At 73.0% G+C, this 23978-nt stretch carries 19 protein-coding genes; 5 read left to right on the top strand and 14 right to left on the bottom strand.

Annotated features, from left to right (window positions below; genetic code table 11):
- Window positions 1-21: 21 nt before the first annotated feature.
- The 6 genes from whiA to MID12_RS26665 all read right to left on the bottom strand — a co-directional run bounded on the left by whiA (window position 22) and on the right by MID12_RS26665 (window position 6763).
- Window positions 22-1011: a DNA-binding protein WhiA gene (gene whiA, locus MID12_RS26690; protein WP_040254598.1), complete on the bottom strand. Its 990-nt coding sequence runs from the start codon at window positions 1009-1011 to the stop codon at window positions 22-24.
- On the bottom strand, window positions 1002-2063 hold the full coding sequence (locus tag MID12_RS26685; protein ID WP_263171281.1) for a uridine diphosphate-N-acetylglucosamine-binding protein YvcK: 1062 nt from the start codon (window positions 2061-2063) through the stop codon (window positions 1002-1004). The genes whiA and MID12_RS26685 overlap by 10 nt, the downstream gene beginning before the upstream one ends.
- Window positions 2060-3013: an RNase adapter RapZ gene (gene rapZ, locus MID12_RS26680; protein ID WP_040254594.1), complete on the bottom strand. Its 954-nt coding sequence runs from the start codon at window positions 3011-3013 to the stop codon at window positions 2060-2062. Before rapZ ends, MID12_RS26685 begins: the two co-directional genes overlap by 4 nt.
- On the bottom strand, window positions 3010-5136 hold the full coding sequence (gene uvrC, locus MID12_RS26675) for an excinuclease ABC subunit UvrC (RefSeq protein WP_263171279.1): 2127 nt from the start codon (window positions 5134-5136) through the stop codon (window positions 3010-3012). The genes rapZ and uvrC overlap by 4 nt, the downstream gene beginning before the upstream one ends.
- A gap of 146 nt (window positions 5137-5282) precedes the next feature.
- Complete coding sequence (locus tag MID12_RS26670) at window positions 5283-6134, bottom strand: hypothetical protein (protein WP_263171277.1); 852 nt, start codon at window positions 6132-6134, stop codon at window positions 5283-5285.
- Between the two features lie 5 nt (window positions 6135-6139).
- Window positions 6140-6763 carry a papain-like cysteine protease family protein gene (locus MID12_RS26665; protein ID WP_040254592.1) on the bottom strand — a complete coding sequence of 208 codons (624 nt, stop codon included), beginning with the start codon at window positions 6761-6763 and terminating at the stop codon, window positions 6140-6142.
- 231 nt (window positions 6764-6994) lie between these two features.
- On the opposite strand from MID12_RS26665, the gene MID12_RS26660 reads away from it, so the two are divergent.
- Entirely contained in the window at window positions 6995-7939 is a 945-nt protein-coding gene (locus MID12_RS26660; protein ID WP_040254591.1) for a hypothetical protein, read from the top strand.
- Window positions 7940-8118: 179 nt separating this feature from the next.
- Entirely contained in the window at window positions 8119-9066 is a 948-nt protein-coding gene (locus MID12_RS26655) for a carbohydrate kinase family protein (protein ID WP_052482649.1), read from the top strand.
- Between the two features lie 12 nt (window positions 9067-9078).
- On the opposite strand, the gene uvrA is transcribed toward MID12_RS26655, so the two are convergent.
- Window positions 9079-12063: an excinuclease ABC subunit UvrA gene (uvrA, locus tag MID12_RS26650; RefSeq protein ID WP_040254590.1), complete on the bottom strand. Its 2985-nt coding sequence runs from the start codon at window positions 12061-12063 to the stop codon at window positions 9079-9081.
- Window positions 12064-12279: 216 nt separating this feature from the next.
- Here uvrA and MID12_RS26645 point away from each other — a divergent pair, with 216 nt between their 5' ends.
- The gene (locus tag MID12_RS26645; protein ID WP_040254588.1) at window positions 12280-12966 is read left to right on the top strand and encodes a maleylpyruvate isomerase family mycothiol-dependent enzyme; all 687 of its coding nucleotides are present in this window, start codon (window positions 12280-12282) and stop codon (window positions 12964-12966) included.
- 22 nt (window positions 12967-12988) lie between these two features.
- Window positions 12989-13645 carry an MBL fold metallo-hydrolase gene (locus MID12_RS26640; RefSeq protein ID WP_040254586.1) on the top strand — a complete coding sequence of 219 codons (657 nt, stop codon included), beginning with the start codon at window positions 12989-12991 and terminating at the stop codon, window positions 13643-13645.
- Between the two features lie 112 nt (window positions 13646-13757).
- On the opposite strand, the gene MID12_RS26635 is transcribed toward MID12_RS26640, so the two are convergent.
- The 6 genes from MID12_RS26635 to MID12_RS26610 form a co-directional block, all read right to left on the bottom strand.
- Window positions 13758-14714: a CU044_5270 family protein gene (locus tag MID12_RS26635; protein WP_263171262.1), complete on the bottom strand. Its 957-nt coding sequence runs from the start codon at window positions 14712-14714 to the stop codon at window positions 13758-13760.
- On the bottom strand, window positions 14707-15339 hold the full coding sequence (locus MID12_RS26630) for an RNA polymerase sigma factor (RefSeq protein ID WP_186095475.1): 633 nt from the start codon (window positions 15337-15339) through the stop codon (window positions 14707-14709). The genes MID12_RS26635 and MID12_RS26630 overlap by 8 nt, the downstream gene beginning before the upstream one ends.
- Window positions 15340-15623: 284 nt before the next feature.
- Window positions 15624-16097, bottom strand: a complete 474-nt coding sequence (gene aroQ / locus MID12_RS26625) for a type II 3-dehydroquinate dehydratase (RefSeq protein WP_040254582.1) — start codon at window positions 16095-16097, stop codon at window positions 15624-15626.
- Window positions 16098-16195: 98 nt separating this feature from the next.
- On the bottom strand, window positions 16196-17299 hold the full coding sequence (locus MID12_RS26620) for a calcium:proton antiporter (protein ID WP_263171255.1): 1104 nt from the start codon (window positions 17297-17299) through the stop codon (window positions 16196-16198).
- A 120-nt stretch (window positions 17300-17419) separates the two neighbouring features.
- The gene (locus MID12_RS26615; RefSeq protein ID WP_263171253.1) at window positions 17420-18403 is read right to left on the bottom strand and encodes a TerC family protein; all 984 of its coding nucleotides are present in this window, start codon (window positions 18401-18403) and stop codon (window positions 17420-17422) included.
- Window positions 18404-18766: 363 nt separating this feature from the next.
- The gene (locus MID12_RS26610; protein ID WP_263171251.1) at window positions 18767-20104 is read right to left on the bottom strand and encodes a M64 family metallopeptidase; all 1338 of its coding nucleotides are present in this window, start codon (window positions 20102-20104) and stop codon (window positions 18767-18769) included.
- A gap of 309 nt (window positions 20105-20413) precedes the next feature.
- Here MID12_RS26610 and MID12_RS26605 point away from each other — a divergent pair, with 309 nt between their 5' ends.
- Window positions 20414-21802, top strand: coding sequence for a helix-turn-helix domain-containing protein (locus tag MID12_RS26605; RefSeq protein ID WP_263171248.1), 1389 nt, complete (start codon window positions 20414-20416; stop codon window positions 21800-21802).
- Between the two features lie 82 nt (window positions 21803-21884).
- On the opposite strand, the gene MID12_RS26600 is transcribed toward MID12_RS26605, so the two are convergent.
- Window positions 21885-23915, bottom strand: coding sequence for a TerD family protein (locus tag MID12_RS26600; RefSeq protein WP_263171245.1), 2031 nt, complete (start codon window positions 23913-23915; stop codon window positions 21885-21887).
- Window positions 23916-23978 lie beyond the last annotated feature (63 nt).

The following is a 23978-nucleotide window of genomic DNA, read 5'->3' as shown; positions in this document are numbered from 1 at the left end:
CGCTCCGTGAACGGTCCTCGGTCAGCCCGCGAGATTGTCCGCGAGCTCCTCGCTCAGATTGGATTCGGTGCCGGGGATCCCGAGGTCCTGGGCCCGCTTGTCGGCCATCGCGAGCAGGCGGCGGATCCGGCCCGCCACCGCGTCCTTGGTCAGCGGCGGATCGGCGAGCGCGCCCAGCTCCTCCAGGGAGGCCTGCTTGTGCTCCATGCGCAGCCGCCCGGCGGCGGCGAGGTGCTCGGGCACCTCCTCGCCGAGGATCTCCAGGGCGCGCTGCACCCGGGCACCGGCGGCGACCGCGGCCCGCGCGGAGCGGCGCAGATTGGCGTCGTCGAAGTTGGCGAGGCGGTTGGCGGTGGCCCGCACCTCGCGGCGCATCCGCCGCTCCTCCCAGGCGAGCACCGACTCATGGGCGCCGAGGCGGGTGAGCAGGGCCCCGATGGCGTCGCCGTCGCGGACCACCACCCGGTCGACGCCGCGCACCTCGCGGGCCTTGGCGCCGATGGAGAGCCGGCGGGCCGCGCCGACCAGGGCGAGGGCGGCCTCCGGTCCCGGGCAGGTGACCTCCAGGGAGGAGGAGCGGCCCGGCTCGGTGAGCGAGCCGTGGGCGAGGAAGGCCCCGCGCCAGGCGGCCTCGGCGTCGCAGGTGGCCCCCGAGACCACCTGCGGGGGCAGTCCGCGGATCGGGCGGCCCCGGCCGTCGACGAGTCCGGTCTGCCGGGCCAGCTGGTCACCGCCGGCGACGACCCGTACGACATAGCGTGAGCCGCGGCGCAGTCCGCCGGGGGCCATCACGATCAGTTCGGAGCTGTGCCCGAAGATCTCCAGGATGTCGCGCTTGAGCCGCCGGGCCGCCATCGCGGTGTCCAGCTCCGCCTCGATCACGATGCGGCCGCTGACGAGGTGCAGCCCGCCCGCGAAGCGCAGGATCGCCGAGACCTCCGCTTTTCTGCAGCAGGTCCGGGTGACGGGAAGCCGGGAGACCTCGTCCTTCACCTCTGCCGTCATCGCCATGGGCCGATCCTTCCATGCATCCGGAAAATACGGTCGTACGCGGCGGCCAGCAGCTCCGGGTCGTGCCTCGGGCTGCCGTCGGTCCGGGCCACCGGAGCCAGTTCGACCGCGGCGCCGAAGCTCTTGGCGGCTTCGGTGAGCACCTCGCGGTCGGGCACGGCGGCCTCGTCGGCCAGCACCACGTCGAGGGCGAGTTTAGGGGCGTGTCGGCCCAAAACCTCCAAATGACGCTGCGGGGAGAAGCCCTCGGTTTCGCCGGGTTGGGGCGCGAGGTTCAGCGAGAGCACCCGGCGCGCCTTGGTGCGGGTCAGGGCCTCCAGCAGTTCGGGCACGAGCAGGTGCGGGATCACCGAGGAGAACCAGGATCCGGGGCCGAGAACCACCCAGTCGGCGTCAAGCACCGCCGCGACGGCCTCCGGTACGGCGGGCGGGTCCTGCGGCACCAGGTGCACGGACTGCACCTCGCCGCGGGTGAGCGCCACGGTGGCCTGCCCGCGGACGGTCTCCACCTCCTCCGGGCGCGCCGGGTCGTGCCCGCGCACCAGGGCCTGGAGTTCGAGGGGGACCGCGGACATCGGCAGGACCCGGCCGTGCGCGCCGAGCAGGGTGCCGACCAGGTCGAGGGCCTGGACATGGTCGCCGAGCTGCTCCCACAGGGCGACGATCAGCAGATTGCCGACCGCGTGGTCGTGCAGCTCGCCCTGGGAGTGGAAGCGGTGCTGGATGACCCGGGCCCAGGTCTGGCCCCAGTCGTCGTCGCCGCACAGCGCGGCCAGCGCCTTGCGCAGGTCGCCCGGCGGCAGCACGCCCAGCTCGTCGCGGAGCCGCCCGCTGGAGCCGCCGTCGTCGGCGACGGTGACCACGGCGGTCAGGTCCCCGGTGATGCGGCGCAGGGCGGCGAGCGAGGCGGAGAGCCCCATCCCGCCGCCGAGGGCGACCACCTTCGGCTGGGTGCCGCGGCGGCTGCCCCGGCGGGCGCGGCCGGTCCGTGCCGCCGGTACGGCGGGGGTCTCCCGGAGCATTCTGCGCAGCCGGGAAGTGCTCGATGTCATTCGCGTCCCATGTCCCGGTGGACGACGACGGTCTCCACACCTTCGGTGGCGAGTCGGGCGGCGAGCTTCTCCGACATGGCGACGGACCGGTGCTTGCCACCTGTGCAGCCGACCGCGATCGTCACATAGCGCTTGCCCTCGCGGCGGTACCCCGCGGCGATGAGCTGGAGCAGCTCGGTGTACCGGTCGAGGAACTCCTTGGCACCGGGCTGGTTGAAGACATACCCCGACACCTCCTCGTTGAGTCCGGTGAAGGGCCGCAGCTCCGGCACCCAGTGCGGGTTGGGCAGAAAGCGGCAGTCCACCACGAGGTCGGCGTCGACGGGCAGCCCGTACTTGTAGCCGAAGGACATGACGGTGGCCCGCAGTTCGGGCTCCTCCTCGCCCGCGAACTGGGCGTCGAGCTTGGCCCGCAGCTCGTGGACGTTGAGGCTGGAGGTGTCGATCACCAGGTCGGCGTCGCCGCGCAGTTCGCGCAGCAGCTCGCGCTCGGCCTCGATGCCGTCGACGATGCGGCCCTCGCCCTGCAGCGGATGCGGGCGGCGCACCGACTCGAAGCGGCGCACCAGGGCCTCGTCGGAGGACTCCAGGAAGACGATCCGGCGGGTGACGTGCCGGGTCTCCAGATCGGCGAAGGATTCGCGCAGATTGTCGAAGAAGCGTCTGCCGCGCACGTCGACGACGACGGCGATCCGGGCGACGTTCCCCTGCGAGCGGGCGCCGAGTTCGACCATGGTCGGGATCAGCGCGGGCGGCAGGTTGTCGACGACGAACCAGCCCAGGTCCTCCAGACACTTGGCCGCGGTGGAGCGGCCCGCCCCGGACATGCCGGAGATGATCACCAGCTCGGGGATGACCGGTTCGGTGCCCGCCTCGGGCGCCTGCTGCCGGTCGTCGGCCGGGCCGGCCGCCGGTGCGGTGCCGGTCTGCTGTGCCTCGTGCTCGCTCATGAATCCTGCCCCCGTTGTCGGTCGGTGAGGTCCGCGGTGTCCGGAGCGGGGCCGTGGTCGGGGACCGTCGCGGTCCCCGGCTCCCGCTCCGCCACCCAGTCTTGCGCCTCCGCGGACTCCTCGCTGTCCATGATCTCTCCGGTGGCGGTGTTCACGGCGGGCGCGGAGGGTGCCGAGCCGGCCAGGGCGGCGGCGATGGTCTCGGCCGTCTTGCGGCCGACGCCGGGCACCTCGCAGATCTGCTCGATCGTCGCGGCCCGCAGCTTCTTCACCGAGCCGAAGTGCTTGACCAGCGCCTGCTTGCGGGCCTCGCCGAGCCCCGGCACCGCGTCCAGCGGTCCGGACCGCAGCCGCTTGGTGCGCTTCTTGCGCTGGTAGGTGATCGCGAACCGGTGCGCCTCGTCGCGCACCCGCTGGAGAAGGTACAGCCCCTCGCTGGTGCGCGGCAGGATCACCGGATCCCCCTCGCCCGGCACCCAGACCTCCTCCAGGCGCTTGGCGAGCCCGCAGACCGCGATGTCGTCGATGCCCAGCTCGTCCAGGGCCCTGGCCGCGGCGGCGACCTGGGGCGCGCCGCCGTCGACGACGACCAGCTGCGGCGGGTAGGCGAAGCGCCGGGGGCGGCCGTCCTCCTCGCGGGGACCGGAGGCCTCCTCGCCCTCCGGCACCTCCCCGTCGGCCCACTCCCCCGTCCGCTCCTTCTCGGCGAGGTACCGGCGGAAGCGGCGGGCGACGACCTCGTGCATGGAGCGGACGTCGTCCTGCCCCTCGCCGTGCCAGACCTGGGTGTCCCCGACCCGGCCCTTGATCTGGAAGCGGCGGTACTCGCTCTTGCGGGCGAGGCCGTCCTCGAAGACGACCATGGAGGCCACCACGTCCTCGCCCTGCAGGTGCGAGATGTCGTAGCACTCGATGCGCAGCGGGGCGCTGTCCAGGCCGAGCGCCTCGGCGATCTCCTCCAGGGCGCGGGAGCGGGTGGTGAGGTCGGAGGCGCGCTTGGTCTTGTGCAGGCCGAGCGCCTGGAGGGCGTTGCGCTCCACGGTCTCCATCAGCGCCTTCTTGTCGCCGCGCTGCGGGATGCGCAGCGAGACCTGCGAGCCGCGCCGCCCGGAGAGCCACTCCTGCACCGGCTCGACCGGTTCGGGCAGCGCCGGGACGAGCACCTCCTTGGGTACGGCGTCGCCGCGCTCCTCGCCGTAGAGCTGCTGGAGGGCGTGCTCGACGAGGCCGCCGGTGGTGACGGCCTCGACCTTGTCGGTGACCCAGCCGCGCTGGCCGCGCACCCGGCCGCCGCGGACGTGGAAGATCTGCACGGCCGCTTCGAGTTCGTCCTCGCTGACCGCGATGAGGTCGGCGTCGGTGGCGTCGGCGAGGACGACGGCGTTCTTCTCCATCGCCTTGCGCAGGGCTTCTATGTCGTCGCGCAGCCGCGCCGCGCGTTCGTACTCCATGTCCTCGGCGGCCTCGGTCATCCGCGCCTCCAGGCGGCGGATGTAGGTGCCGGTGCGTCCGGCCATGAAGTCGCAGAACTCCTCGGCGAGTTCGCGGTGCTCCTCGGCGTCGACGCGGCCGACGCAGGGCGCCGCGCACTTGCCGATGTAGCCGAGCAGGCAGGGGCGGTCGGTGCGCACCGCGTTCTTGAACACCCCGGCGGAGCAGGTGCGGACCGGGAAGACCCGCAGCAGCAGGTCGACGGTGTCCCGGATCGCCCAGGCGTGGCCGTACGGACCGAAGTAGCGCACGCCCTTCTTCTTCTGGCCGCGCATCACCTGGACCCGCGGGAACTCCTCGTTCAGCGTGACCGCGAGGTACGGATAGCTCTTGTCGTCGCGGTACTTGACGTTGAACCGGGGGTCGAACTCCTTGATCCAGGAGTATTCGAGCTGGAGGGCCTCGACCTCGGTGGAGACGACGGTCCACTCCACGGAGGCGGCGGTGGTGACCATCGTCCTGGTCCGCGGGTGGAGGTTGGCGAGGTCCTGGAAGTAGCTGGCGAGCCGCTGGCGCAGGCTCTTGGCCTTCCCGACGTAGATCACCCTGCGGTGGTCGTCGCGGAAGCGGTAGACCCCCGGGGAGTCGGGGATCTGTCCCGGTTTCGGGCGGTAGCTGGAGGGGTCGGCCATGGTCCACACCCTACGTCCGCGCACCGACAGAGCGGGCCCCCGCGGGCGCCCGCCGGGACGCCCGCAGGGGCCCGCCCTCGCCGCTTCCCGGGGCCGAGGGCCGCTCGGGCGGGACCGCAGGAGGAGCGGCCCCGCCCGGCCTCAGCTCACCGGGTGCCGCGGCGGGCGCGCACCAGCCAGGCCCCGCTCAGGCCGAGCGCCGCGAGGGCGCCCGCACCCGCGAGGGCGGAGGCGGTGGTGACGGCCGGATCCGCCGGCTCCTCGGCCCGAGGCGCGGCCGGGGGCGCGTGCCGGTGCCCGGCGGCGGGCTGAGCAACCGCGCCCTTCTGGTCGAAGCCGCCGGCCTCGCCCGCCTTGTCGTAGGCGGAGCCGGGCAGCTTGTCGCCGTAGGCCCGGTGCACGCGCTTCTGGTAGGCGGCGAGGGTGGTGCCCTGTTTGCCGACCGCCTTCTTCGCGTCGGCGTTCAGCGGCAGCACCCGCTGCCCGCCCTGGACGTACCAGGCGCCGATCTGCGGCTCGTGGAAGACCGTGCCGCCGGGCAGCCTGCGCTCGCCGAGGGCGGCGTAGCGGGTCTCGTCGTCGCCGGTGGCGATGTTGACGACCTGCCAGCTGCCGCCCTGCTTCGCGGTCCACAGCGAGGCCTTCTGGCCGTCCGAGGCGACCGCCTTCCCCGCGAGGAACTGCAACTCCCCGACGGCGGCGTCCTTCTCGCCCGCCACGAACCGCGGCGAGAGGTAGTAGACGGGCACCGTCTCGGCACTCACCTCGGGGTCGGCGGCGGCGCGGGAGAGGGCGCCGTCGCGGGCGAAGAAGCGGGAGAGGGTCTCCCGGGTCTCGGCGGAGTCGGCGGCCCGGTGCGCGGCCGAGAGGCTGGCGCCGGAGGGGGCGGCGGGCTTGTCCTGGGCGGTGGCCGCCGGGGCGCCGAGCCCGAGGACGAGCGCGGCGGCGGCCGAGGTCGCGAGGGCCGCGGGGAGGCGGCGGTGGAGCGCTGCGGTCATCGTGCTCACGCCCCGATCCGGTAGAGCGAGTGGGTCCAGTCGAAGGAGTTGTTGCTCGTGTACCAGGAGTGCGAGGCCCAGTTGTAGCGGTCGCTGGAGGGCCAGGGGTCGCCCCAGTAGACCAGGCTGCTCGCGGTGTCGAAGCCGTAGATCACGTGCATGTGGCCGCCGCCGCTGGTCCAGCCGATGCGGGTCTCGACGGGCCGGTCGGCATTGATCTCGCTCTGCACGGTCGCGTAGTTCAGCCAACCGCTCACATACGAACCGGAGTTGATGCCCGCCCAGTCGAAGGCGTTCTGCACGTCACCGAGCGTGGCCTGCGAGTTGGGGCAGCTGCTGTCGGTGGCCCGGCCGAAGGCGGCGTTGCAGAAGGTGTTCTGGCTGTAGTCGTGGCCGTAGTAGTCCGCGATGGTGTTGCCGCTCGCGGCCCAGCACCAGTTGTCCTGCTCCTGTGCCTGCATGGTGATGCCGAGCTGGTTCGAGGCGGCCGCGGCGGCCGGGGCGGTCTGGCCCGTGGGGGCGGGGGCGGCCAAGGCGGTCGTGGCCGGCACCGTGAAGAGGGCCGCGGCGGCGAGCGTGAGCGCGGCGAGCCGTCTGTGCCGGAGGGGGGTTCGGTTTCTGTGACGCATCGTGTTCCTGCCTGCCGTGGGGTGGAGGAGGTGAGGAGCACGTCCGGACGTTGCGATGAGCATCGGGTGTTGTCCAGTGCAGGTCAACACGCTTCAATACGGGATGACCCGCCGACGTGAACGCGCGGCGTACGGATGTGAACGCACCGGCCACGCCCACCAGGGAGCCCCGCCGCCCGGACCCGGCGGGAGCGGCCGGCTGCTGTGAACATTCACAGAAAGGCCAGTTGTATGCCCCACGCCGGCCATGTGGACGCCGCCACGGTGCGCCTCGAAGAGGCCCTGCGCACCGGCCCGTTCGCCCTCGCGCTGCGGGCGGCCCTGGCCGCGCGGCGGATGCCGCTCCAGCGGGTGCAGCACCATCTGGCCCGGCGCGGGGTCAAGCTCGGTGTCACCAGCCTGAGTTACTGGCAGCAGGGCGCCCGCCGCCCGCAGCGGCCCGAGTCACTGCGGGCCGTACGGATGCTGGAGGAGATCCTCCAGCTCCCGCAGGACTCGCTGATCCGGCTGCTCGCCCAGCCCGGCGGGCGCCCCGACCCCGAACGCCCGCCCGCCCGCTCGTACCGCGCGATCACCGGCGAGTCCGCCGCGGTGGAGAGCCTGCTCGGCGAGCTGGGCGCGCCGCTGGACGGCGGGCTGCACACCCTCAGCCACCACGAGGGGGTGCGCATCGGCGCCCGCCGGGAGCTGCTGGAGCGCGACTCGCACCACATCGTGCGCGCCCACAAGGAGGGCGTGGACCGGTATGTGGTGATCCACCAGGGCGACCCGGGGTGCGCGCCGGAGCGCGTCGAGGTGCGCGCCCTGGAGAACTGCCGCCGGGGGCGGGTGCGGTGGGACGGCGACTCCGGGGTGGTCGTCGCCGAGCTGCTCTTCGACGTCCGGCTGAGCATGGGCGACACCCATGTCTTCCGGTACGGGATCGGTGACGGCACGGCGGGCGAGGCCACCGAGTACATGCGCGGCTTCAGCTTCGCGGGCGGGCAGTACGCCCTCCAGGTGCGCTTCACCGGCGAGGTGCTGCCGGTCCGCTGCCACCGCTTCGCGCGGCTGACCGCCACCGCCCCGCTGAGCGACCGCCGCGAGCTCACGCTCAGCGGCCACCACCGCTCGGTGCACCTGGTGGAGACCGATGTCACCACGGGGATCCTGGGCATCGGCTGGGACTGGGACTGAGCGCGGGCCCGCCCCGGCTCCGGCGCGGGCGAAGGCTCCGGGACCCGGACCCGCGGCCCCGGCACCCCTGACCTGCGCGCACCCCCGGCCGCGATACGTTCGCCGGGCGGCCCCGCTCCGCGCCCTCGGCGCGGCCGCGCCGAGGGACCAGCCGTCCGCACACCGAGAGGACCCGCCACGTGATCGCCGTCGCCGGGGAGGCCCTGATCGATCTCGTGCCCGGGGAGCCGGGCGCCCTGTCCGCGCTGGCGCCCTCCCGGGGCGGCGGCCCGTACAACACCGCGATCGCGCTCGGGCGGCTCGGCGCGGCCCCCGCCTTCCTCTCCCGGATCTCCACGGACGCCTTCGGGCAGTCCCTGATGGCGGGGCTGCGGGAGGCGGGCGTGGACGTCTCGCCGGTGCAGCGCGGACCGGAGCCCACCACGCTGGCGCTCGCCTCGGTCGGCGAGGAGGGCTCCGCCCGGTACACCTTCTACGTCGAGGGCACCGCGGACCGGCTCTTCCACTGCCCCGACCGGTTGCCGGAGGGCCTGCGCGCGCTCTGCTTCGGCACCTGCTCCCTCGCGCTGGAACCCGGGGCGAGCGCCTACGAGAAGGTGCTCCGCCAAGCCTCCGCGCGCGGGCTGTTCACCATGCTCGACCCGAACATCCGGCAGGGGCTGATCCCGGACCCCGGGGCCTACCGCGCCCGGTTCCGCTCCTGGCTGGCGGACACCACCCTGCTGAAGCTCTCCGAGGAGGACGCCGAGTGGCTCGGCGGCACCCCCGAGGAGTGGCTCGCGGCCGGGCCCGAGGCGGTCGTGCTGACCCGGGGCGCCCGGGGCCTCGACGTACTGGGGCGGTGGGGGCGGTGCGCGGTGCCCGCGGTGCCGGTGCGGGTGGTGGACACCATCGGCGCGGGCGACACCGTCAACGCGGCGCTGCTGCACCGGCTCTCGGCCCACGGGGTGCTCGCGCCCGGGTCGCTCGGCGCGCTCGGCGCGGAGCGGTGGCGCGATGTCCTCGGCTACGCCGCCCGCGCCGCCGCGCTCACCTGCTCCCGCGCGGGGGCGCAGCCGCCCACGGCCCGGGAGCTGGAGACGGGGGAGGAACCGGAGTACGGCCCCTCCCCCGCCGACCCGGCCTGATCCGGCCGGGATTCAGCCCGCGGCCTTCTTCGAGGCGCGCTTGCGGGGCGCCGCCGCCTTCTTGGCGGCGGTCGCCTTTCCGGCGGCCGCCTTGGCCGACTTCGCCCTGGGCGCGGTCTTCCGGGCGGGCTCGGAGGAGGCGGCGTCGCTGACCCGGTCCGCGCCGAGCACCTCCCGCAGGAACTTGCCGGTGTGGCTGGCGGGCACCGAGGCGACCTGCTCCGGGGTGCCCTCGGCGATCACCAGGCCGCCGCCGCTGCCGCCTTCGGGGCCCATGTCCACGACCCAGTCGGCGGTCTTGATGACATCGAGGTTGTGCTCGATCACGATGACCGTGTTGCCCTTGTCGACGAGTCCGGACAGCACGCTGATGAGCTTGCTGATGTCCTCGAAGTGCAGACCGGTGGTGGGCTCGTCGAGGACGTAGACGGTCCGCCCGGTGGAGCGCTTCTGCAGTTCGCTGGCGAGCTTGACGCGCTGCGCCTCACCGCCGGAGAGGGTCGGCGCGGACTGGCCGAGGCGGACGTAGCCGAGGCCGACGTCGTTGAGGGTCTTCAGATGGCGGGCGATCGCCGGGACCGCCTCGAAGAAGGCGAGGCCCTCCTCGATGGGCATGTCCAGGACCTCGGCGATGGACTTGCCCTTGTAGTGCACCTCCAGCGTCTCCCGGTTGTAGCGCGCCCCGTGGCAGACCTCGCAGGGGACGTACACATCCGGCAGGAAGTTCATCTCGATCTTGATGGTGCCGTCGCCGGAGCAGTTCTCGCAGCGGCCGCCCTTGACGTTGAAGGAGAAGCGCCCGGGCAGATAGCCGCGGACCTTCGCCTCGGTGGTCTCCGCGAAGAGCCGCCGCACATGGTCGAAGACCCCGGTGTACGTGGCCGGGTTGGAGCGCGGGGTGCGGCCGATGGGCGACTGGTCGACGTGCACCACCTTGTCGACCAGGTCGTCGCCGTCGACGCGGGTGTGCCGGCCCGGTACGCCCCGGGCGCCGTTCAGCTCGCGCGCCAGGTGCGTGTACAGGATGTCGTTGACCAGGGTGGACTTGCCGGAGCCGGAGACGCCGGTGACCGCGGTGAGCACGCCGAGCGGGAAGGAGACGTCGATGTCGCGCAGGTTGTTCTCGCGGGCGCCGTGCACGGTCAGCTGCCGGCCGGGGTCGGCGGGGCGGCGCAGCGGCGGCAGCGCGATGGCCCGCTTGCCGGCCAGGTACTGCCCGGTCATCGACTCCTTGTTGGCGAGGAGTCCCTTCAACGGGCCGCTGTGCACGACCTTGCCGCCGTGCTCACCGGCGCCCGGGCCGATGTCCACGACCCAGTCGGCGACCTTGATGGTGTCCTCGTCGTGCTCGACGACGATGAGGGTGTTGCCCATGTCCCGCAGCCGGACCAGGGTCTCGATGAGCCGGTGGTTGTCGCGCTGGTGCAGGCCGATGGAGGGCTCGTCGAGCACGTACAGGACGCCGACCAGGCCGGAGCCGATCTGGGTGGCGAGCCGGATGCGCTGGGCCTCGCCGCCGGAGAGGGTGCCCGCGGCGCGGTTGAGGGAGAGGTAGTCGAGGCCGACGTCGACGAGGAAGCGCAGGCGCTCGTTGACCTCCTTGAGGACCCGCTCGGCGATCTTCTTGTCGCGGGCGTTCAGCGTCATCTCGCCCAGGAAGTCCGCGCAGTCGCTGATCGACATGGCGGAGACCTCGGCGATGGACTTGCCCATCATGGTGACGGCGAGCACGATCGGCTTGAGCCGGGTGCCCTCGCAGGTCGGGCAGGGCACCTCGCGCATATAGCCCTCGAAGCGCTCGCGGCTCGCGTCGCTCTCGGCCTCGCTGTGCCGGCGCTTGACGTAGGGCACCGCGCCCTCGAAGGCGGTGGTGTACACCCGCTCGCGGCCGTAGCGGTTGCGGTAGCGCACCTCGATCTGGGTCTTGTGGCCGTTCAGCAGGGCCTTCTTGGCGCGCTGCGGCAGACCGGCGAAGGGGATGTCGGTACGGAAGCCGAGGGCGTCGGCGAGGGCGTCGACCAGGCGGCCGAAGTAGTCCTTGGTGTGCCCGTGCGACCAGGGGTGGATGGCGCCCTCGTCGAGCGACTTCTCCTCGTCGGGGACGAGCAGCTCCGGGTCGACCTCCATGCGGGTGCCGATGCCGGTGCAGTCCGGGCAGGCGCCGAAGGGCGAGTTGAAGGAGAAGGAGCGCGGCTCCAGCTCCTCGAAGGAGAGGTCGTCGTAGGGGCAGTAGAGGTGCTCGGAGTACATCCGCTCGCGCTCGGGGTGGTCCTCGGCGAGGTCCACGAAGTCGAGCACCACCATGCCGCCGGAGAGGCCGAGCGCGGTCTCCACCGAGTCGGTCAGGCGCCGCTTGGCACTGTCCTTGACGGTGAGGCGGTCGACGACCACCTCGATGGTGTGCTTCTCCTGCTTCTTGAGCTTCGGCGGCTCGGAGAGCTGGACGGTCTGCCCGTCGACGCGGGCGCGGCTGTACCCCTTGGTCTGCAGCTCGCCGAAGAGGTCGACGAACTCGCCCTTGCGCTCGCGCACCAGCGGCGAGAGCACCTGGAAGCGGCTGCCCTCGGGCAGTTCGAGGACCTTGTCGACGATGGCCTGCGGCGACTGCCGGGTGATGGGCCGCCCGCACTCGGGGCAGTGCGGCTTGCCGACGCGGGCGAAGAGCAGCCGGAGGTAGTCGTAGACCTCGGTGATGGTGCCGACCGTGGAGCGCGGGTTGCGGGAGGTCGACTTCTGGTCGATGGAGACCGCGGGGGACAGCCCCTCGATGAAGTCGACGTCCGGCTTGTCCATCTGCCCGAGGAACTGGCGGGCGTACGAGGACAGCGACTCCACGTACCGGCGCTGGCCCTCGGCGAAGATGGTGTCGAAGGCCAGCGAGGACTTGCCGGATCCGGAGAGCCCGGTGAAGACGATGAGCGAGTCACGCGGAAGGTCGAGCGAGACGTTCTTCAGGTTGTGCTCGCGCGCGCCACGGACGATGAGACGGTCGGCCACGCCGGTCCGCACCTTTCTTAGAGAGAGCGACAGGGGCGGGGCCCCTGCGTCCTCAAGACTATGGGGGGCCGCCTCAGCGGTGGACTGGTTGGGGAAAAACCCCGCACCCGGCCAAGGATGCCTGATACGGAGAACGAGCTTATAGCACGTGCATTCGATTTGCGGCGGGGTCCGCACTCTTTCACCCGATGGTGGGGCGGCGCTATCGTCGGCCCCATGAATGATCATGGGCGGGATCTGCTCTCCGTACGAGAGGCCACCGAGCGGCTGCTGAACGCGGCCGCCAAGCTGGACAACGCGGCGCCGGCCGGGCCGTCACGGCTTCCGGGCTGGTCGCGCGGCCATGTCCTGGCACACCTGGCGCGCAATGCCGACGCGCTCGTCAACGCGCTCTCCGGGCGTCCGATGTACCCGAGCCCGGAGACCAGGGACGCGGAGATCGCCGCGGGCGCGGGGCGTGATCTGGAGACGCAGATCACCGACATCCGCGAGAGCGCGGCCCGCTTCTGGGAGCTGTGCCAGGCCCCCGCCGACTGGTCGCGGACGGTGGAGCTGCGCAACGGCATCAGCGACACCGCCTCCCGGATCCCCTTCCGGCGCCTGGTCGAGGTGGAGCTGCACCATGTCGACCTCGACATCGGCTACGAGCTGGAGGACCTGCCCGCCGAGTTCGCCCAGCAGGAGATCCGCTTCCTCGCCGAGCGCTTCCGGGTCTTCGGCTCGGTGCCCCGGGTGCTGATCCGCCAGGAGGACGGCCGCACCCTGACCACCGGCCAGGGCGAGGAGGTCACGGTGACGGTCGCCGGGACGCAGGCCGAACTCCTCGGCTGGCTCGCCGGGCGGCGCCCGGGCACCGCCCTCACCGTCTCCGGCGGCGAGCTGCCCGCCCTGCCCTCGCTGTGAGGCGCTGAGTACGCTGGGTGCCATGACCTACAGCGGTGAAGTCACGGTCGGCGGTCCCGCGGACGTGCACGAGCTCACGGACCTGATGATCTCCAAGGTCGCGGTGGGCCCGATGAACAACAACGCCTATCTGCTGCGCTGCCGGGCCACCGGCGAGCAGCTGCTGATCGACGCGGCCGACGACGCGGGGACCCTGCTCACCCTGATCGGCGAGGACGGCATCGCCGCGGTCCTCACCACGCACCGGCACGGCGACCACTGGCAGGCGCTGGCCGAGGTGGTCGAGGCCACCGGCGCCCGTACCTACGCGGGCCGTGACGACGCCGAGGGCATCCCGGTGCCCACCGAGGTGGCCCTGGAGGACGGGGACACGGTGCGGGTGGGCCGGGTCCCGCTGACCGCCCGGCACCTGGTCGGGCACACGCCGGGCTCGATCGCGCTGGTCTACGACGACCCGCACGGCCACCCGCACGTCTTCACCGGCGACTGCCTCTTCCCCGGCGGCGTCGGCAACACCCACAAGGACCCGGAGGCCTTCGCCAGCCTCCTCGGCGATGTCGAGGCGAAGATCTTCGGCCCGCTTCCCGACGAGACCTGGGTCTACCCGGGACACGGCGACGACACCACCCTCGGCGCCGAGCGGCCGCAGCTGCCCGAGTGGCGGGCGCGGGGCTGGTGAGCGTCCCACGACGACCGCCCCCGTTTCGACACCGCAGCGGGGGCGGTCGCGCGTTCAGGCCCGTCGACGCCCGGGCAGCGTCCTGCCCGACGGACGGCGGCGTCCGGTCGGTTCAGGGCTTCTCGCCGTCACGGTCGACGAGGGACTGGGTCATCTTCATCTCGCAGAAGGTGACCTCGCCCTTCTTGTGCGAGCGCCCGGCCGGTGAACCGTCCTCGTGGTCCTCCTCGAGGTCGCGCACCGCGACCGACTGGGTTCCCCGGTACTGGAAGGTGGCGGGGTCGAGGAGGTACTCCTGGCGCTGAACGGCCTTGCTGCCCAGGTCCGGGTACACGGCGACGGCGTCATGCCCCATGGGGTCCTTCACCAGGTGCGGCACCACCTCGATCCCGGGGTCCGCAGCGAGGGCCCGGTACAGCCTGGCCATCCCCTGCGGATGCACGGGATAGGCCTCGTCGAGGGTCGCCAGAAGCGCGAAGGTCTCGGCCTGCTCACGCGTCAAGCCGGTGTCCTCGTCCATGGGGAACATGTCCGCCGCCTGCTTCCGGATCCCGGCGGGATCGTCCGGCAGCGAGGCGAGCAGGCGATACAGCCGCCGCTGCGAGGGCTCGGTGTCGCCGTCCGTGTCGTCCTCCCGCACGGGGCTGTCGTACCGGACCCACTCCTCGCTCACCTCGGGCTCGGCGTCGGGCGCCGCGTCCGACGCTCCGGATCGGCACTGCGCGGTCTTCAGGTAGACCCACTGGCCGTCGCGCGGATGCGGTTCAGGCTGTTGCGACACCACGTCCGCCGCCTGCTCCAGGAGGGCCGTCGCGGACGTCAGGTCGGGGCCGGCGGGCTGCACGCCGCGCCCGGGTCCATCGCCACCGACGAGCATGGCCACCGTCACCGCGAGGGTGACGACCGTCGCGGCACCTCCCGCGGCCGCCACACGCCAGTCCAGCCGCATCCCGCGGGCAGAGCCCTTCTGCGCTGCTCCCAGCAGCTTCTGGCGGCCGGTAACCAGCCGCGCCCGGTCCGACGTCGGCGCATCGGCCCGCAACTCGTGCACCTTGGTCATGTCATCCATGGGTTACCGCCCCGTTCTGGTCGCTGACGAGGGTGGGGTCGGCGCCGAGCGCCTTCCGCATCTTGCGGCGCGCCCGGCTCAGCCGGGAGCGGACCGTGCCGACCGGCACCCCGAGGGCGTCGGCACACTCCTGGTAGGTGAAGTCCGCCCAGGCGACCAGCAGCAGCACATGCCGGTCCTTGCCGGGCAAGGCCGCGATCGCCCCGGCCAGCGCCTGCTGCGAGGCCTCGGCCGTCACCCGCTCGTCGGCCCGTTCCGACCAGGACTCGGCCACCGGGTCGACGCCGGTACGGGCCAGCGCCCGCAGCGCCCGCACCTCGGAGCGGCGGTGGCTGCCGATGAGGTTGCCCGCGATGCCGTAGAGCCACGGCCGGGCACTGGCGCGCGCGACGTCGTAGCGGGCGCGGTTGCGGAAGGCGATGAGGAAGGTCTGCGCCGTGATGTCGTCTGCGTGGCTGTCGCCCAGTCTGCGCCTCACATACCGGTGGATCTCGGCGGCGTGTCTGTCGTAAAGCCTGGCGAATATCTCCGGCCGCTCCAGGGATTCCTGGATGACCAGCGCGTCGTCGGTGGGTGGCTCCCCCACGAGGCCCTCGCTTCTTCGTGCAGTAGGAGTGGAGTGCATTCCACCCCCTTGTTGTCCGAAGCTGCCGGGAGGGTTCACGCGCAGGTGTTGAACCGGTCGCACGGAGAGGCGGCAGTTCGTGCCCGGACAGCCCACGAGCTGTCGTCGCCACCACCCTCGGCGCCAAGCGGCCGCAGCTGCCCGAGTGGCGGGCGCGGGGCTGGTGAGCCGGGCGCCCGGGGCGGGTCCGCTCCCCGGGCGGCAGCAGGGGGTCCCGCCTTCCGGGCCCTTCCGGGCCTTCCGACCGGGGCGAGCACTCCGGTCTCCGGCCGGGCGCCGAGACCTCAGGCCGGGGTGCTCCCCCGGGCCGCGAGCGCGGCGATCCGTTCCACCGCGAAGGCGTACCCCTGGATCCCGCAGCCCGCGATGACCGCGTCCGCGCGCAGCGAGACGTAGGAGTGGCGGCGGAACTCCTCGCGCCGGTGGACGTTGGAGAGGTGGACCTCGACCACCGGCAGCCCGTCGCAGGCGCTGAGCGCGTCGAGGAGGGCGATCGAGGTGTGGGTGTACGCGGCGGGGTTGATGACGATCCCGGCGTGGTGCAGCCGGGCCTCCTGGATCCAGTCGACGAGCCGGCCCTCGTGGTTGGACTGGCGGAAGTCGACGGTGCCGCCGTGCGCCTCGGCCGTCTTCGCGCAGAGCGCCTCGGCGTCGGCGAGGGTGTCGCTGCCGTAGATCTCGGGCTGCCGCTCGCCGAGCAGGTTGAGGTTGGGGCCGTTCAGGATCATGACGGGGGCGCTGGCAAGGGTGCGCGGCACGGGGTCCTCCGGTGGCTGCGTCGGCGTGTTCCGCAGCCGGTCTATCACGGGGCGGGGCGGGCCCCCGCGGGAGTGCGCCCCTGGGCGGCCGCGCGCGCTCAGGGGGTGAGGGCGAACTGCAGATAGGCGGCGAGTATGACCAGGTGCACGCCGCCTTGGAGGGGGGTGGCCCGGCCGGGGACGACGGTGAGGGTGCCGACGGAGACGGTGAGCAGGAGCAGCACCATGTGCGTGGAGTTGAGGCCGAGGACGAGCGGGTCGGAGAGCCAGAAGGAGGCCACCGCCACGGCCGGGATGGTCAGCCCGATGCTGGCCATGGCGGATCCGTAGCCGAGGTTGAGGCTGATCTGCACCCGGTCGCGGCGGGCGGCGCGTACGGCGGCGATGGTCTCCGGCAGCAGCACGAGCAGGGCGATGACCACGCCCACCACGGCCTGCGGCAGATCGGCCGCCCTGATCCCGGACTCGATGGTCGGCGAGACGCCCTTGGCGAGGCCGACGACGCCGATCAGGGCGAGCCCGAGCAGGGCGAGGCTGAGCAGGGCGGTGCGGCGGCCGGGGCCCTCGGCGTACTCCTCCTCCGGATCGACGACCTCGCCGTGCCGGGTGAGCGGCAGGAAGTAGTTGCGGTGCCGCACGGTCTGGGTGGCGACGAAGAGCCCGTACAGGACGAGGGAGGCGAGCGCGGCGAAGATCAGCTGGACCGTGCTGAACTCCGCTCCCGACCTGCTGGTGGTGAACTTCGGCAGCACCAGGCTGAGGGTGGCCAGGGTCGCGACGGTCGCGAGGGCGGCGCCGGTGCCCTCGGGGTTGAAGACGGCGACCCGGTGGCGGAGCGAGGCCACCAGGAGGCTGATGCCGACGATGCCGTTGCAGGTGATCATGACCGCGGCGAAGACGGTGTCCCGGGCGAGGGTGGCGCCCTTGGACCCGCCGTCGGCCATGAGGGTGACGATGAGGGCGACCTCGATGATCGTCACGGCGACGGCGAGGACGAGGGAGCCGAAGGGTTCGCCGACCCGGTGCGCGACGACCTCGGCGTGGTGCACGGCCGCGAGGACGGACACGGCCAGGATCACGGAGACCAGGCCCACGAGGAGCGGGGCGAGCGAACGCCCCCAGGTGAAGATCAGGAGCACCACGGCGAGTACGGGGACCGCCGTGGTCCACTTGGCGGCCAGAGTGCGGGGTCCCCACGTCATGCGGCTGATACTGGCAGTCCTTTCCGGCATGTGCATGCGCGGTCGCCGCCCCTCGGGCGGGGGCGGCGACCGTGATCGTCATGCGTCGGTCTACGGGTCTACGGGACGGGCAGGGGCGGGTCAGGCATCGATGTGCTTGCTCTCGCTCTCCCGCGCGGCGGCCTCGGCCTTGCGGGAGGCCCGCAGGCTGGTGATCGTCGTGATCACGAGGACACCGCAGATGACGCCGAGGGAGACCGGGATGGAGATCTCCGGTACGTGCACCCCGGTCTCGTGCAGGGCGTGCAGCACCAGCTTGACCCCGATGAACCCGAGGATCACCGACAGCCCGTAGCTGAGGTGGACCAGCTTCCTGAGCAGCCCGCCGATGAGGAAGTACAGCTGGCGCAGGCCCATCAGCGCGAAGGCGTTGGCGGTGAAGACGATGTACGGGTCCTGGGTGAGGCCGAAGATCGCCGGGATCGAGTCGAGCGCGAAGAGCACGTCGGTGGTGCCGATGGCGAGGATGACGACGAGCATCGGCGTCATCACACGCTTGCCGTTCTGGCGCACCCACAGCTTGGTGCCGTGGTAGCGGTCGGCCACGCCGAAGCGGCGCTCGACGGCCTTGAGGAGGCGGTTCTCCTCGAACTCCTCGTCCTCCTCGTCCTGGCGCGCCTCCTGGATGAGCTTCCAGGCCGTCCAGATGAGGAAGGCGCCGAAGAGGAAGAAGATCCAGGAGAAGCTGGCGATGATCGCGGCGCCGGCCGCGATGAAGATCGCGCGCAGCACCAGGGCGATCAGCACGCCGATGAGCAGGACCCGCTGCTGGTACTGGGTGGGCACCGAGAACTTCGCCATGATCAGCACGAAGACGAAGAGGTTGTCCACGCTGAGGGATTTCTCGGTGATGAAGCCCGCGAAGAACTCGCCCGCGGGCTGGCCGCCCGCGAAGGCGAGCAGGCCGAAGCCGAACAGGGCGGCGAGCGCGATCCAGACCACGGTCCAGATCCCGGCCTCCTTGAGGGAGACCTCGTGCGGCTTGCGGCCGATGAAGAAGTCGATCGCGATGAGGGCACTCAGCCCCAGGATCGTGCAGACCCACAGGGTCGTCGAAACATCCACTGCGCCTCCGGCAGTACGTAACGGCAAGGTCAGCGTCGTCGCTGCCGGAGGTCTCTTCCACCCGGGGCACTGCGCCCGGCGGGCCGGCGCCCCGGGACCGTGACCGGTCCGTACTGACGGGAACGCCGCAGTAGGAGTACTCCCCTCCGCACCAAGGAAGAGTACACGAATCACCAAGGAAGAGTAAAGAAAAAGGTAAAGGGCGCCCAAGTGCCCTGGTGGGGTAGGTGAGTTGGCGATCGCCCCGCACGGGGCCCGTCCGGCGTCCGTTGGGCGGGAAGGACCCGTGCGGGGCGATCGGCCGCGTGGTGCGCGGCGGTGGACGTCTGCCCGGGCGCCTGGTGCGGCGCCCGGGCGATCCGGTCAGCGCGCGAGCGGCCAGGTGAGCGAATCGGTGAGCCCCCGGCGCAGCGCCGGGTCCCGTACGGCGGCGGTCGGGTCGCTGACCGCGGCGGTCAGCCGGTGCGCGCGCCGGTCGCCCGCCGGGAGCAGGCCGTCGAGCCCGAGGGAGCGGGCACCGCGGGCCCCGGTGAGCTCCCGGCCGTCGAGGTACCAGCGCAGCTCGGGCTGGTCGACGGCCCCCGCGAGCCGGGTCACCCCGACCCGTACGGTGTCCTCGGCCGTCAGCTTCCGCCCGGCGGGGGCGCTCGCGGAGAGCATGCTCGCGTGGCGGTGGAAGCCCGCGATCATGGCCTCCCGGCCGACCACGTTGAACTCCCGGCCGAGCGTGCGCATGATCGAGTCCTCGCTCGGACGGTACAGGCCGAGCGGGTAGTAGCCCGCGCCCTCGAAGGCCCCGATGACGCCGCCGTCGGGGGTCGGCTCGCCGAGCCAGCGGTACCACTTGGCCTGCCGGGCCTCCAGCTGCCCGGCGTCGTACACCGAGGTGTTGCCCTCGCCGGTCTCCGCTCCGGTGTAGCGGCCGTACTCGTCGTAGGTGTACTCGTCGGCGAGCTTGCCGAGGGAGTGCCCGGTCTCGTGCACGGCGATCTGGCCGGACTGCTCGTTGCCGCCGGAGAGGGTGGCGATGCCGTCGTAGCCCACCGTGCTGCTCACGTCGTTGTAGCCCGCGCCGCCGTACTTGGTGCTGTTCGAGATCACGATCACCAGATCCGCGGCGGGCGCCTTCGCGGCGTAGCCCTCCACCTTGCCGGTGTCCACGCACAGCAGCCGCTCCAGACCGTCGCACCAGAAGTACGAGCTGAGCGCGGTGTCCTTGACGACGTCCTGCCCGGGGTCGCCGGAGACCCCGGACTCGCGCGAGACCGCGTCGACGGTCCACACATTGAAGAGGTTCTGGTACGTGGTGTACGGCTCGACGCCGGTGATGTCCTGCCACTTCTCCTTGGCGTCGGTGTGGAAGCGCTCCTGCTCGCCCTCGGTGTAGCCGTCCCCGATGACCACCACGTCGAGCTTGTCGGCGGTGGAGCCGTTGTTGACGACCTGGCCGACGTCCCCGTCCCCGGCGGGCGCCGGTGCCGCCGCCGAGGCGCGGGCTATCCGCTCGGGGGTGGCGGCCGGGACCTCCACGGGGCGCGGGTGCGCGGTGGGCGAGGAGAAGTACTCGACGTGGTGGCTGCCGCCCCGCGGGGACGACTCGGCCGCCCCGGGATCCGGAGCGGCCGATACGGGTGCGGTGGCGGCGGCGAGGACGACGGCGAGGATCGCACCGGCCGCTGCGCTGACTCTGGCTCTGTGCACGGTTGTTACCTCCCGGTGGGGGACGGGCGGGGGCAAGGGAGTACCGAGGTGACTTAAGTGCTGACGTAAGTGCACTTAAGTCAGTGAGCAAACATAGGAGCCGGCGCGCCGCGTGACAATGGCCCGGCGGCCCGATTCCCCTTCTCCGCAGACGACTTGGGAGCGGCACCCGACAGGCGAGGCACCCGGTTCGCACTGGTGACCCTTCGGCCTTTCCATGGTGCTCAACCCGTCGGTTAACTAGCCTTGAGCCGAGTACCGGACGAGCGGGCGGGGTCCGGTGCGACGGACACCGGGAGGCGTGCACGGATGGCAGCAGGCGGCGAGGCCCGGCGGCGGACGGACGCCCTGGACACGGACACCGGCATCGGGCGGCGCGTGCTGCGGCTGCGCACCGAACGCGGCCTGACCCAGCGCGAGTTGGCCGAACCCGCCTACACCGCCGCCTATATCTCCACCGTGGAGTCCGGCAAGGCCCGCCCCTCCCCGGCCGCGCTGCGCCATCTCGCCGCCCGGCTGACGGTGAGCGAGGAGGAGCTGGCCACCGGCCGCCCCGCGCATCTGGCCACCGAACTCGGCCTGCGCATCACGGAGGCCCGCCATCTGGCCGGCTCCGGCGACGCCCGGGAGGCCGCCGCCCGCCTGCGCGAACTGGCCGCGGAATCCGCCCGGTTCGCCCTGCCGGAGCAGGAGGCGGACGCCCGGACCGCGCTCGGCGACTGCGCCCTGGACCTCGGCGACCTCGACCTCGCCCGCGAGAACTACGCGTCCGCCGAGCGGCTCCTGTCCGGCACTCCCCTCCCCCGCCGCGCCGCCGCCGTACGCGGCCGGGCGGTGACGCACCTGCTCGCCGGTGAACTCCGCTACGCCTGCTATCTCCTTGAGTCCGCGATCGAGGAACTCGGCGCCCAGGGCCTCCAGGATCCGGAGGCTCTGGTGCTGCTGCACAGCGCGGTCATCGCCCCCTATGTGGACATGGGCGCCTACGCCCGCGCCGCGCAGAGCGCCGAACTGGCCCTGTCGCTGGCCCCGCGCGTGGAGGATCCGGCGCTGGTGGCACGGATGCACCGCGGGGTGGCCCGCGCCATGCTGGCCGCCGGCCGTACCGCCGAGGCCGACGCCTCGCTGGCCAAGGCGCAGGAACTCTACGGTCAGCTGCACATCCGCACCGAGCTGGCGCACTGCCACTGGATGCGCGGCTACGGGCGCGCCCAGGAGGGCGATCTGGCCGCCGCGGAACGGGAGTTGCGGCGCGCCCAGGACATGCTGGTGGCCGAGCGCGCCCAGTTGTTCGCCGCGCAGGTCGGGGTGGAGCTGGCGGACGTCCTGCGGCGGCGCGGTCGCCGCGAGGAGGCGGTCGCCGTGCTGGCCCGGCTCCTCGACGGCATCGGCGCCGAGCGGGGCGCCGTCCACGCGGGCGCCGCGCACCGCCTGCTCGGTCTGATCAGCGAGGAGGAGGGCGAGACCGGCGCCGCCGAGGGCCACTACCGGGACGCCCTCTCCCTCCTCGCCCACACCGGCGCCGCCGGGGACCTCGCCGACATCTGCCGCCTCCTCGGCGACCTCCTCCGCCGCCTCGGCCGCACGGAAGCCGCCCTGGACATCTACCGCACGGGCCTCGGCCACCGCGCGGCCCCGGGCACGACGACGCTGGGGCCGGGGGTGGAGGGGGTACCGGGACGGGCGGTGCCGCTGTGAGGGGGCCCGCCCGGGCAGGAAGGCGCCCGACCGGTCGGTGCCTGCCCGGTGTCGGCGCGCCCGGGTCGTGTCCCGATGCGGCCTAGCGACGGTACTCCCGTCCGGCCGCTATCTGGGCCAGTACCTGGTGCAGGATCCGGCTGCCGGGTGGGGTGAGGGGTGGTTCGTAGGTCCAGGCGTGGCCGACCCAGGGGTCGGCGAGGTGGTCGTCGGCCACGGGGGTCAGGCGCATCAGGGTGCGCCAGAGCGGGTCGAGCAGCGGGCCGTAGGCGGCGGCTGCCTCGCGGTCGGCGATCATCATCAGGTGGACGCCGACCTGGGGGCCCTCGTCGGCGAGGTATCTGAGCTGGGTGACGGCGCGGTCGTCGAAGCCGTGCGGGAAGTCGTGGACCAGGAGGAGGTGTTCGCCGGTGTCGATGTCGGGCGGCAGCGCGTCCGCGGCGCCGCTGCGGACGGCCATCTGGACGAGGTCGACGCGGCGGGTCAGCCGGGTCAGGGTCTCGGAGACCCCGGCGGCACCGGTGGCGGTCGGTGCGGTGAGCACGCCGGTGCGCAGCAGCGGGTCGAGCGCGGTGGCCGCCGATCCCGCCGGGTCGAGGACATGGACGCCGTACTCGCCCGCCGGGTAGGAGGCGAGCAGCCGGGCGACGAGCGCGACGGCGGTCTCCAGGGCGAGGCGGCGCAGGTCGTCCTCGTCGGTGAGGGTGGCACCGGAGGCGTGCCGGGCGCCGCTGTCGATCCACAGCCCGCGTTCGAGCGGCAGGCGGACCAGCATGGGGATGCGCAGCGGGCTCTCGGGCAGGTGCAGGTCGCCCAGGCGCAGCGCCATCGGCAGTTCGGTGGGCACCTGGTAGCCGTGCCAGACCGGGTTGTCCCAGCGGGCGTAGGCGGGCGGCAGCGCGGGCTCGACGACCTCGGCCTCGGCGCTGAGCTGCGCGAGGTCGCGGTCGAGGGCCTGGCGGGCCTGTTCGACGAGTGCGGTGTTGCGGTCCTGGGCCGCGGCGCGGGCGGCCTCGGCCTGGCCGCCGATGCGGCTGCGCGGGTCGGAGAGGACCTTGTCGAGTTCCTGCTCCAGGCGCGAGTCGGCGAAGTCGACGGCGCTGCGGTACGCGGCGACGGTCCGGGCCAGGTCCTCGAAGACCCCCCAGACCTGGTTGTACAGCCGCTCCTCCATGGACCAGCCGTTGGCGTCGCCCGCGACGGGCACCGCGGGCTGGGCGGGCGGCGCGGCCGGGGGCGGCGGGGTGGCCGTACGGCGGCCGGGGTGCGCGTAGTCGATGGGTCCCGTGGACGGCGGGCGCGCGGGCTCCGGCGCGGGCGGGGCCGCCTGCCCGGGCTGCGTGGCCGGTGACGGCTGGGGGTCCGGGGCGGGCTGCGCGGTCGTCGACGGCTGGGGGTCCGGGGCGGGTCGGGCTGCCGCTGTCGGCTGGGGGTCCGGGGCGGCCGGTGACGGCTGGGGGTCAGGAGCGGGGGCGGTGCCCGACGGGCCCGGGGCCGCGGTCCGGGTCCGGGGGGAGTCCCCGGCGGTGGTGCGGGGCGGGGGTGCGGCGACGGAGCGGGCCAGGCCCTGGGCGACGGCTTCGTCGATGGCGGTGGCGAGCTGCTGTGCCTCGGTCAGGCCCTGGTCGGTCAGCAGCTCGGCGAGTCCGCCCGCGTAGCCCTGGCCGACGGCCCTGACCTTCCAGGCCTCGCCGCGGCGGTAGAGCTCCAGGGCCACCACCGCGGACTCGGAGGCGAGTCCGGTGAGGGTGTAGCTGGCGATCTCGGTGGCGTCCAGGCCGGTGACGGCGACGAAGGGCGCGGCGAAGGAGCCGAAGTGGGCCGGTCCGCCGCCGGTGCGCGGCAGGGCGAGGAGGATGTTGACGCGCTGCGCTTCGGCGGGGAGGGCGTCCAGGTCGACGGCGAGCCGGTGCGCGGCGGCGGCCTGCTGGGGGACTTCGAGCCCGGGCAGGGCCGGGTTGCCGGGGTGGGCCACCCAGTCGCTGCCGCGGACCCGGTCCTGGTCGTCGCTGAGTGTCGCCCCGGCGGTGACGGGTGCCCCCGCCGAGATCCGGATCTCCAGACGGGTCCGGGTGAGGGCGTGGTTCTGCCCTCGGACCAGCTCGGCCGACATCGCCCTGCTCCCCCTCGCCGGCGCCGCCCCGGGCGGCGCCGTCCGCTGTGCCCGCCGCGCGGC

The sequence above is a fragment of the Streptomyces sp. SCSIO ZS0520 genome (genome assembly GCF_025643355.1).
GTDB classification, from domain to species: domain Bacteria; phylum Actinomycetota; class Actinomycetes; order Streptomycetales; family Streptomycetaceae; genus Streptomyces; species Streptomyces physcomitrii.
This window is presented reverse-complemented; position numbering and strand designations above follow the sequence as displayed.